Origin of the sequence: Dactylosporangium sp. NPDC000244 (genome assembly GCF_040300725.1) — a bacterium.
Taxonomy (GTDB): Bacteria; Actinomycetota; Actinomycetes; order Mycobacteriales; family Micromonosporaceae; genus Dactylosporangium.
In genome coordinates, this window is sequence record NZ_JBEPEH010000017.1 from 89,486 (window position 1) to 98,772 (window position 9,287).

Sequence of the window (9,287 nt, forward strand, 5' to 3'; positions counted from 1 at the left end):
GCGCCCGTCCGCGGGTCGCCCACAGCTCGACGACCGTGTGGCCGTCCGCGGGGCGCTTACAGCTCGACGGCCGTGCGCCCGTCCGCGGGTCGCCTACAGCTCGACGACGGCGCGGCCGTCCGCGGCCGGAAGGAAGCCGGCGTCGCTCAGGATCGGCGACAGCTCCGCCGACGGCAGCGCCTCCAGCGTGAGCGCGGACGTGGCCCGCAGCGCGTCGACCAGCGCGACCACCACCTGCACGGCCCGGTCGCGACGCCCCGGCGGGGTCGCCACGCCGGCCAGGCGCACCGTCACCGGGTCCGGGCGCAGGGCCGCGAGCGCGGCCGGCGGGGCGGCGTCGTCGGCCGCCGGGTCGACCAGCTCCCACCACTGCAGGGTCGCGTCACCCGCCAGCGCGGCATCCCACTGCCGGGCCGTCGTGCGGGTGAGTTCCAGGCGGGCCGGCGGCACCCGGCGAACCAACAGCAGAGCAGTCACGGCCCCAGCATCCGCCGCCGCCCTTGCAAACGCCTTGCCAACCGTCAGACGGGCACCCCCGTCAGGCGGGTGTACTCCTCTTTCGTGCCGATCGCCCCGCGGCGGTCCGGGTGCTCGACGTAGTGTTCCACGACGGTGCCGAGGAAGACGGGCTCGACCGCCAGCAGCTCCAGCGGCACCAGCAGCCAGCCCGGCTCCGGGCGGCCCGGGCGGCGGATGCTCAGCGCCAGCTTCGGCGCCCGCACCGGGATCGGCAGCGGGTTGGCCGGCACCCGCACCAGGTCGTCCCAGGCCAGGACCCGGCGGCCCCCGGAGCGGATGTTCAGCCCCGCCGGGGTGACCACGATCCGCGGGCCGCGCAGCAGCGGCAGGGCGGCCCCGGCGATGACCAGGAAGGCGCCCGCGTTGATCCCGAAGCGCGTCGTCGGCGACAGGCCCGGGTCGCTCTCCAGGAACACGGTGCCCAGCAGCGCCCAGCCCATCGTGAGCCGGCCCATGAGCACCGGGGAGCCCGGCACCACGAACGCGTCCCCCCGCACCCGCAGCGCCGCCGGCGGCGGGTGCAGGATCGGGCGGAACACGATGCCGAAGCCGATAAACGCGCCGCTGAGCACGACGACCGGGGCGAACAGCAGCGCGGCGGCGGCCCACATCGGGGTGTTCGCCGGGGTGACGCCGAACTCGTAGACGACCCGGAGCACGACGATCAGCAAGGCGACGCCCACGGCCGCCGCCTTGCATGCCATCACGTAGCGGCCGAACCGCCCGGGCGTCACACCGCCAAGTCTACGAACCGGGTGCGAAGGTCGGCGACCGTCGGCATGGACACGGCGCCGCCGGGCGACTCGCACACCAGGCCGGCGACGTGGACCGCGACCCGGGTGAGGGTCGCCCAGCCGCCGAGATCGACCGGCCGGCCGTGGGCGAGGATGCCCCAGCTGAGCCCGGCCATCGTCGCGTCGCCCGCGCCGGTCGCGTCGACCGGGGCGATGCGGGGGGCCGGCACCAGTACCGTCGAGGAACCCTTCGCCACCAGCGCACCCTGCGAACCCAGGGTCACCACGACCACGTCCGCGCCGCAGGACAACAGGCGGGCGGCGGCCCGCTCGGGCGAGTCGCCCCACAGCGCCGCCGCGTCGGCCGAGCTCAGCTTCACCAGGTCGGCCGTGGCCGCGAACTCCTCCACGACGTCCGGGTTGAGCCCCACGATCGGGCGCACGTTGGGGTCGAAGACGCGGACCGGCCCCGGCACCGCCCAGGCGCGGCGGGCGGCGGCGAGCACCGGCGGGGCGAGCAGGCACATCGAGCCGCAGTACAGCAGCCGCGCCCCCGCCACCAGGGACTCGTCGACGCCGCCGGCGTCGAGCAGCCCGTAGGACGGCGGCTCCCCGTAGAAGCGGAACGTCGGCTCGTGGCCCTGGAAGGTGGTGACGGCGAGCGTGGTGGCCACGCCCGGGACCGTGACGGCACCATCCGTACCGACGCCGGATTTATCCAGAAAGTCCAGCAGCCGGTGGCCGAAGGGGTCGTCGCCGAACGAACCCAGGAAGTGCACGTCGGCGCCGAGCCGGGCGATGCCGACGGCCACGTTGAACGGCGCGCCGCCGACCGCCGGCCGGTAGACCAGCTCACCGCCCGACGTCGACTCCAGCAGGTCGATCAGCGCCTCACCGATGACCACGCCGTACCCGGTCACGGGAACACCTCCTCGTTCGCGGCGCCGGTGAACCCCGGGCGCATGGATCCGGTCACGAAGACGGCGTGCCACACGCAGAAGACGAGCACCGTCCACAGCTTGCGCGAATGGTCGGCCTCCTTCTTGCGGTGCGCCCGCAGCAGCCCCCGCACCACGTCGAGGTCGAGCAGATCCCCGGCGCCCGACGTGTCGAGCAGGCCGTGCGCCCAGTCGTACATCTCCCCGCGCAGCCACGGCCGGATCGGCACCGGAAACCCGAGCTTCCTGCGGTGCACGATCGGCTCCGGCACCACCCCGGCCAGCGCCCGGCGCAGCGCCGCCTTCGTCTCCTGCGAGCGCGGCGGCACCTTCAGCTCGCTCGGCAGCCCCGCCGCCACCTCGAACACCGCCCGGTCCAGGAACGGCGTGCGCAGCTGCAGCGAGTGCGCCATCGTCATCCGGTCGGCCTTCACCAGGATGTCGCCGCGCAGCCACGTGTACAGGTCGACGTACTGCATCGTCGTCACGTCGTCGAGCGCCCCGGCCTCCTTGAACACCGGCGCCGTCACGTCGGTGTGCCGCACGTCCGGCTCGTAGTGGCGCAGCAGCGCGGCCTTCTCCTCGTCGGTGAAGATGCGCGCGTTGCCGTAGTAGCGCTCCTCGATCGGGGTCGTGCCCCGCTCCAGGAAGCTCTTGCCCTTCACGCCCTGCGGGATGACCCGCGACACCGCCCGCAGCCCCCGCTGCATCGAGTCCGGCAGGTGGCTGACGCTCGACAGCGACAGCGGCTCCCGGTAGATCGGATAGCCGCCGAACAGCTCGTCCGCCCCGTCGCCGCCGAGCACCACCGTCACGTCCCGGGCCGCCCGCTCCGCGAGGAAGAACAGCGGCACCAGCGCCGGATCCGCGACCGGGTCGTCGAGATGCCACACGATCCGCGGCAGGGCCCGCATGAAGTCACCCGCGGTGACCACCGTCGCGGTCAGCGGGACGCCCAGTGCCCGGGCCGACTGCTCGGCCACGTCGATTTCCGAGAACTGCGCGCCCGGCCCGGCCGCGTCGTAACCCACGGTGAACGTCCGCAGCCCCGGATCCTTCTCGGCCGCGAGCGCGACGATCGCCGTCGAGTCGATGCCGCTGGACAGGAACGCGCCCACCGGGGCATCGGCCTGCATGTGCGCGTGGACGCTCTCGCGCAGCGCCTCCCCGATGCGGCGCACGACGGCCTCCTCGTCGGCGACCGGCGCCGGGCGGAAGGTCAGCTGGCTGTACCGCCGGTTCGCCAGCGGCCCGCCCGGGGTGTAGACGAACGACTCGCCCGCCCCGAGCCGGCGCACCTCCGGGTGCATCGTCGCCGGCTCCGGCACGTACTGCATCGTCAGGTAGTGCTGCAGGCGCACCGTGTCGACCGCGGCCCGGTCGGCGACGAACGGCAGGAGGGCCTTCTTCTCGCTGGCGAGGTACACCCCCTGGGGCGTCTGCAGCTGGAAGAGCGGCTTGATGCCGAACGGGTCGCGGGCCCCGAACGCCCGCCGGGCCGAGCCGTCCCAGATCACGAATGCGAACATGCCCCGCAGCCGGCTCACCGCACCCGGCCCCCAGTGGTGGTAGGCGGCGAGGATCACCTCGGCGTCGCCGTCGGTGCCGAACTCGGCGCGGCGGTCCTCGACCAGCTCGGCGCGCAGCTCCCCGGCGTTGTACAGCGCGCCGTCCAGGACGATCAGGTACCGCCCGGCCGTGACGCCCATCGGCGGATACTTGGCCGGCTGCGCCGAGCGGTGCTCGCTCACGGTCAGCTGCTCGGCGCCGAACACCACGTCGTCGTTGGCGACGATGCCCTCGTCGTCGGGCCCGCGGTGGCGCAGCAGCCCGAGCGCGTCGGCGACCGCATCCCGCTGCCCCGCCGCGCCGCCCCGCGCGCTGACGAACGTGAGAAGTCCCGCCATGGCATGCATCCTCGCACGGGGTACGGTCGCAGGTGGAGCACGAATTCGCGGCGGAGGTTCACATGGACGAAGCAGTCGGCAGTCAGTCCCACGACCCCGACTTTCCGGAGCGTTTCCGGGCATTCATGCGCACAGGCTGGCGCGACACCACGCTCGACGTCTCGCCCCGCACGGAGGCGCCCGACCACGCCAAGCGCCGCGCCGAGCTGTCCGGCGCGTTCCCCGGTGAGACGCTCATCATCCCGTCCGGGATCGAGCACGTGCGCTCCAACGACACCAACTTCCGGTTCCGCCCCGGCAGCGAGCACGTGTGGCTCACCGGCGAGCACGACCCCGAGTCGGTCCTCGTGCTGCGCCCGACCGACGGCGGCCACGACGCGACGCTCTACGTCCGCCCCCGCTCGCCCCGCGACACCGACGAGTTCTTCACCGACCGCAACCACGGCGAGCTGTGGATCGGCCGCCGGCACACCCTCGCCGAGAAGTCGACCGAGCTGCAGGTGCAGACCGCGCACGTGGACGACCTCGCCGCGGTCCTCGACGACAGCTCCCCGGGCCGCACCCGGGTCCTGCGCGGCTTCGACCCGTCCGTCGACGCCGCCGTGCGCAGCACCGACCCGGCCCGCGACCAGGAGCTCGCCTGGGTCCTCGGCGAGCTGCGGCTCGTCAAGGACGCCTGGGAGCTCGAGCAGCTGCAGGACGCGATCGACGCGACCGTCCGCGGCTTCGAGGACGCGGCCCGCGCCCTGCCGGCCGACCGCCCCGTGAACGAGCGCCTCATCGAAGGCATCTTCGCGATGCGCGCCCGCCACGACGGCAACGACGTCGGCTACGACTCGATCGTCGGCGCCGGCGCGCACGGCACGATCCTGCACTGGATGCGCAACACGGGCCGCACCACCAGCGACGACCTGCTGCTCATGGACATGGGCGTGGAGAACCGCAACCTCTACACCGCCGACGTGACCCGCACCGTCCCCGTCTCCGGCGCGTTCACGCCCCTGCAGCGCGAGGTCTACGACATCGTGTACCGCTCCCAGCAGGCCGGCATCGACACCATCCGCCCCGGCGTGGCCTTCGACGACGTGCACCAGGCGTGCATGCGCGTCCTGGCCGAGGGCCTGCACTCGCTGGGCGTGCTGCCGGTGAGCGTCGACGAGGCGATGGACAAGAGCGCGATCCTGTACCGCCGGTGGACCCTGCACGGCTTCGGCCACATGCTGGGCCTGGACGTGCACGACTGCGCGGCGGCGCGCAAGGAGCGCTACCGCGAGGGCACCCTGGACGCCGGCTACGTCCTGACGGTCGAGCCGGGCCTGTACTTCCAGCCGGAGGACGAGCTGGTGCCGGCCGAGCTGCGGGGCATCGCGGTGCGCATCGAGGACGACGTGCTGGTCACGCCGACGGGGGCGCGCAACCTGTCGGACGGCCTGCCGCGCACCGCGTCGGACGTGGAGTCCTGGCTGGCGGCCCGCCGAGCCGAGGAGTTCCGCCTGCCTTACTGAGCGTGACTCCCGGCAAGATCGATTAGGTCGGCCCGGGTAGAATAGGGAATTAAGAAGGCGCACTCCCGCCCGCTTTGTTTTCTCTTCTTCACCCCCGCTATTTGGCTCTTTCTTGCTCTTTGTTGTGCACTGCTCTCGTTTGTTGCTTGACGTTTTTTGGGTTCGGCTCTCGCCGCCTGGCATTGCTTGGCGGCGATCGCTGTGACGTCGTTCGGCGCCGGCTGTTGGCGTTTATTCGGCGTTGATGGCCTCGCCTGGCCTCGCCTGGCCTCGCTCGCTGCGACGCGGCTTGGTGTGGTCCGGCTCGGTCTGATGTGGCTCGGCGTCTGCTGATACGCCGGGGTCTGTCGGATCGGCGACCGTGTTACGCGCTGGGCAACCCTGGGCGGTCACCATGCGCCCATGACCGCTCTGATCGTGCTCGGCGTCGCCGTCGTGCTCGTGATCGCGCTCGTCTGGTGGGCCGTGGCCACGTACAACGCGCTGGTCAAGGCCCGCACCCAGGTCGACGCCTCATGGGCCCAGATCGACGTGCAGCTCAAGCGCCGCCATTCCCTGATCCCGAACCTGGTCGAGACGGTGAAGGGGTACGCCGCGCACGAGCGCGGGACCCTCGAGGCCGTGATCGCCGCCCGTAACGCCGCCGCGAGTTCGGCCGTCGGGGCCGGGCCGGCCGCCGCCGCCGGCGCCGGCGGCGGCGGCGGCGAAGCCGACCCCGCGCGGCGGGTGCAGGCCGAGGGGATGCTGACCCAGGCACTCGGCCGGCTGTTCGCGCTCGCCGAGGCGTACCCGGACCTCAAGGCGAACCAGAACTTCCTGCAGCTGCAGGCGGAGCTGGGCGCCACGGAGGAGAAGATCGCGTACGCGCGGCAGTTCTACAACAGCGCCGTGCAGACGTACAACCAGCGGACCCAGACGCTCCCGTCCAACATCATCGCGGGTGTCGGCGGGTTCCGGGCGCGGCCGTACTTCGAGGCCGCGGGCGGCGAGCGCGCCGACGTCAACGTGCGGTTCTGACGGGCCGGGCGGCGCGTCGTGGACCTCGTCGTCGAGCCCCGGCTCCTGGTCGAGATCGGGATCGTCGCAATCGGGCTTTTGGTGTGGTTTGCGGCGTTCTGGGGGCTTTTGTACGCAATGCGGCCACCGGTGCTCCTCGCGCCGCCGGCCACCCAGGACTTCGGTGGCGCCGAATCGCCCGCCGTGGTCAGCCTCATCACCGGGCGATGGGAGCTCACCGAGGATGCCGCCGAGTCCACGTTCATCGATCTCGCGGCCCGGCGCATCCTCGAGTTCCGGCAACCCGGCAACGATCCGCTGCAAACGACCGTCCATGTGCGCAATGAGCAGCCGACCGGGCTGAACGCGTACGAGCGAATGATTTTCGAACGTGTCCAATCGCTCATGATGCACGGCGTCGTCCCGCTCACCGCGCTCACGTTCCGCGACGCCGCGCAGGCGCAGGGCTGGACGAAGCGGCTGAACGCGGCGATCATCGCGGACGCCCGATCGCAAGGCCTCTCGCAGCGCCGGTTCTCCTCGGCAATGGTCGCCGCGCTCACGATTCTTGCGGGAATCCCGGCGTTTGCCGCCGGAATCGCCATATTCCTCCACAGCCGCAATGGCGCTTCGTTCGTCGCGGTCATCATCCTGTGGTCCGCGCTCGGCATCTTCGCCGGCAAGTCGCGCGGCGAGCGGGACACCCCCGCGGGACGCCAGGCGGCCGTGCGCTGGCTCGGCCTCAAGGCGTTCCTGCGCGCCCACGAGAGCTTCGCCGACCTCCCGCCCGCGGCCGTCGCCGTGTGGGACCGGTACCTCTCCTACGGCGACGCCGTCGGAGCCACACGGGTCTGCGCCGCCGTCATCGACCTCGGCATGGGCAACCGGCGCCGGGTCTGGAGCTCGTTCGGCGGCACCTGGCACCGAATTCGTGTGCGATATCCGTCGTTCTGGCCACGGTACGGACAAAAAGCCGCACGCCTCACCGTCAAAGGCTTCATCGCGCTCGCCATCGCCGCGTTCATCGTCCGCTTCAACGCGATCGCGTTCGACTTCACCCCAGGCTCCATATCGAGCTGGGTGACGCTCACCGTGCGCGTGCTCATCCTGTGGCCGCTGCTCTACGGCGGGTACACCTTGATCGGCACCCTCGTCGACGTGCTCACCCCGGTCACCGTCACCGGCGAGGTGGTGTGGGTGGAGACCTGGCGCACGAAGACCGAGGGCGACGACGGGCCGACCATCCCCGTCCTGCACTACCTGGCGATCGACTCGGGCACGGCCGATCGTGTCGTCGCCTGGGCGTGTCCGTCCGAAATCGTGCACCGCGCGGACATCGGCGACGTCATCACGCTGACCGCCCGGCGCTGGACCCGGCGCGTGGTCGAACTGCGCGTGGACACCAGCGCGCGCACACGATCACAAACGTACGGCGAAGACGACACCGACGCCCTCATCCTGCGCGCCATGAACGCGGGCGCCCCGGCCCTGGCCACCGCGGTCCGCCCGACCCGGGTCGCGGCCGCCGAACTGGTCACGGCGGAGGAGGCCGGTCGCGTACTCGGACGGCCGGTGACGCTCACCGGCGCCGACCGCGGCGTGGCGGTCGGGCCGATGACGATGGCGGAGTTCCGGGCGGCGGACGGCTCGGCGCTCGTCGTCACGGTGGCCACCGGCGATGCGGCCGAACTCGCGATCCGGGCCCACCGCGCCGGCGCTGCCGTTCCCGGGGTGGGGGAGGAGGCGTTCGCGTCCGGGCAGTGGGCGGTCGCCCGGCGGGGTCAGACGGTGATCAGCCTCGAACAGCGCAGCGCCGGCGCGATCCATCAGCCGTACCTGGTGTGGTTGCTCGGGCTAGCTGTCGGCCGCCTCACTTGAGGTTGACGGTCGTTGGGTAAGAGGATTCCCGAGAGACAGCTGTAGCCACCTCGCAAGGAGATTGCGCATGTCCGATCGTCCGCGCCCGCCGTCGCCCTACGACTTCCTGCCCGCGGTGCCGGCGTTCAGCTTGACCAGCGAGGACCTGACGGACGGGAGCACCCTGCCCGACGCCCAGGTCTATGAGCGCGGCAACACCTCGCCCCACCTGTCCTGGTCGGGCGCCCCCGAGGGCACCAAGAGCTTCGCGGTGACCTGCTACGACCCGGACGCCCCGACCGGTGGCGGCTTCTGGCACTGGCTCGTCTACGACATCCCGGCCGAGGTGGCCGAGCTGCCGACGGGCGCCGGGACCGGGGACAAGGACGGCCTGCCCGACGAGGCCATCCACGCCCGCAACGACTACGGCAGCCGGGACTTCGGCGGGGCCGCCCCGCCGCCGCAGGACGCGCCGCACCGGTACTTCTTTGTCGTCCACGCCCTCGACACCGACTCGCTGGGCGTTGACGCCGACGCGAGCCCCAACGTCGTGGGCTTCAACCTGACCGCCCACACGCTGGGGCGCGCGATTCTCGTCGCGAGCTTCGGCTTCTGATCGACGTCGCTGGCTTCGGCTTCTGGCCGAAGTCGGTGGCCTCGGCTGCTGACTGACGTCGCCGGCTTCGGTTGCTGAGCGAAGTCGCTGGCTTCGGCTTCTGGCCGAAGTTGGCGGCCTCGGCTGCTGACTGACGTCGCCAGCTTCGGTTTCTGAGCGAAGTCGCTGGCTTCGGCTTCTGGCCGAAGTTGGCGGCCTCGGCTGCTGACTGACGT

General features: G+C 72.0%; 8 protein-coding genes. 4 read left to right on the plus strand and 4 right to left on the minus strand.

Annotated features, from left to right (window positions below):
- Positions 1-93: 93 nt before the first annotated feature.
- From ABT369_RS24700 to asnB, 4 genes are read right to left on the minus strand one after another with little or no spacing between them, the layout of a single operon-like run.
- Positions 94-477, minus strand: coding sequence for a hypothetical protein (locus ABT369_RS24700; RefSeq protein WP_350615264.1), 384 nt, complete (start codon positions 475-477; stop codon positions 94-96).
- A 44-nt stretch (positions 478-521) separates the two neighbouring features.
- Positions 522-1,253: a hypothetical protein gene (locus ABT369_RS24705; protein ID WP_350615265.1), complete on the minus strand. Its 732-nt coding sequence runs from the start codon at positions 1,251-1,253 to the stop codon at positions 522-524.
- Positions 1,250-2,173: a carbohydrate kinase family protein gene (locus tag ABT369_RS24710; protein ID WP_350615267.1), complete on the minus strand. Its 924-nt coding sequence runs from the start codon at positions 2,171-2,173 to the stop codon at positions 1,250-1,252. Before ABT369_RS24710 ends, ABT369_RS24705 begins: the two co-directional genes overlap by 4 nt.
- A complete protein-coding gene (gene asnB, locus ABT369_RS24715; protein ID WP_350615268.1) occupies positions 2,170-4,098 on the minus strand; it encodes an asparagine synthase (glutamine-hydrolyzing) in 1,929 nt (642 codons plus the stop codon). The genes ABT369_RS24710 and asnB overlap by 4 nt, the downstream gene beginning before the upstream one ends.
- 62 nt (positions 4,099-4,160) lie before the next feature.
- On the opposite strand from asnB, the gene ABT369_RS24720 reads away from it, so the two are divergent.
- From ABT369_RS24720 to ABT369_RS24735, 4 genes are all read left to right on the plus strand, one after another.
- Positions 4,161-5,603, plus strand: coding sequence for an aminopeptidase P family protein (locus ABT369_RS24720; protein WP_350615269.1), 1,443 nt, complete (start codon positions 4,161-4,163; stop codon positions 5,601-5,603).
- A 402-nt stretch (positions 5,604-6,005) separates the two neighbouring features.
- Entirely contained in the window at positions 6,006-6,620 is a 615-nt protein-coding gene (locus ABT369_RS24725) for a LemA family protein (protein WP_350615271.1), read from the plus strand.
- An 18-nt stretch (positions 6,621-6,638) separates the two neighbouring features.
- Positions 6,639-8,477 carry a DUF2207 family protein gene (locus ABT369_RS24730; protein ID WP_350615273.1) on the plus strand — a complete coding sequence of 613 codons (1,839 nt, stop codon included), beginning with the start codon at positions 6,639-6,641 and terminating at the stop codon, positions 8,475-8,477.
- Positions 8,478-8,544: 67 nt separating this feature from the next.
- Positions 8,545-9,072: a YbhB/YbcL family Raf kinase inhibitor-like protein gene (locus ABT369_RS24735; protein ID WP_350615275.1), complete on the plus strand. Its 528-nt coding sequence runs from the start codon at positions 8,545-8,547 to the stop codon at positions 9,070-9,072.
- Positions 9,073-9,287 lie beyond the last annotated feature (215 nt).

Bases quoted from the DNA above. Each gene is read 5' to 3' on its own strand.
- asnB (WP_350615268.1), bottom strand. From the start codon at position 4,098: ATGGCGGGACTTCTCACGTTCGTCAGCGCGCGGGGCGGCGCGGCGGGG.
- ABT369_RS24720 (WP_350615269.1), top strand. From the start codon at position 4,161: ATGGACGAAGCAGTCGGCAGTCAGTCCCACGACCCCGACTTTCCGGAG.
- ABT369_RS24725 (WP_350615271.1), top strand. From the start codon at position 6,006: ATGACCGCTCTGATCGTGCTCGGCGTCGCCGTCGTGCTCGTGATCGCG.
- ABT369_RS24735 (WP_350615275.1), top strand. From the start codon at position 8,545: ATGTCCGATCGTCCGCGCCCGCCGTCGCCCTACGACTTCCTGCCCGCG.